At 40.2% G+C, this 911-nt stretch carries 1 protein-coding gene; it reads left to right on the top strand.

Annotation, left to right across the window (positions count from 1 at the left end):
- The coding region (locus H4J67_RS19925; RefSeq protein WP_182204892.1) for an IS110 family transposase at positions 1–911 on the top strand (911 nt) is incomplete at both ends.

Genomic DNA, 911 nt, shown 5'->3' with positions numbered 1-911 from the left:
CTTTTCATTGGCTTAGATACCCATAAAACATTTACTGAAGTCGCTTATATTGAAGACCAACGTGGCGCTAAATCAACTCATCTAGGTAAAATACTCAGTAATAAAGCCGCCTTTAAAAAACTCGCACGACAATTACAATCAAAATATCCAGATGCCACACTTCATTTTGTTTACGAAGCAGGTCCTTGTGGCTATTGGATTTACCGCTTTCTCACCAGCCTTAATCATTGTTGCTATGTCATCGCACCTTCTCTTATCCCTAAAAAACCAGGAGATAAAATCAAAACCGATAAACGTGATGCGCTCAAACTTGCAAAGCTGCTCAAGTCTGAAGACTTAACATCTATCTATGTCCCTGAGCCAGAAGATGAAGCCGTACGGGACTTATCTCGGGCACGAGAAACAGGCATGAAAGACTTAAAGGATGCTAAATATCAACTTAAAGCATTGTTGTTACGTAACAACATTAACAGCAAAATAAAAGATAACTGGTCATTACAACATTTGCGTTGGCTCGCTGAATTAGTATTACCTCATCCTTGTCAGCAAATTGTTTTGCAAGAAGCGGTTTTAACCATTAATGAACGACTAAAACGCTTAAAAAGGCTGGATAATGAATTAACACATCAAGTGAAAAACTGGCGGTTTTATCCTGTAGTTAAAGCGATACAGGCGCTCCGTGGTGTGAGGTTATTAGTCGCCACAGGAGTGATTGCCGAACTAGGTGACTTATCACGGTTCGACCATCCCAGAAAATTAATGAGTTACCTTGGTCTTGTACCAAGTGAACATTCAAGTGGCGATAAACGCCATTTAGGTGCTATTACCAAATGCGGTAACAGCCGTGCAAGACGACTACTGGTCGAAGGTGCACATTCGTATAAACACAACGCCAATATTTCAAAAGAAAT

The sequence above is a fragment of the Colwellia sp. BRX10-4 genome, from assembly GCF_014077465.1.
Lineage (GTDB): Bacteria > Pseudomonadota > Gammaproteobacteria > Enterobacterales > Alteromonadaceae > Colwellia_A.
This window is presented reverse-complemented; position numbering and strand designations above follow the sequence as displayed.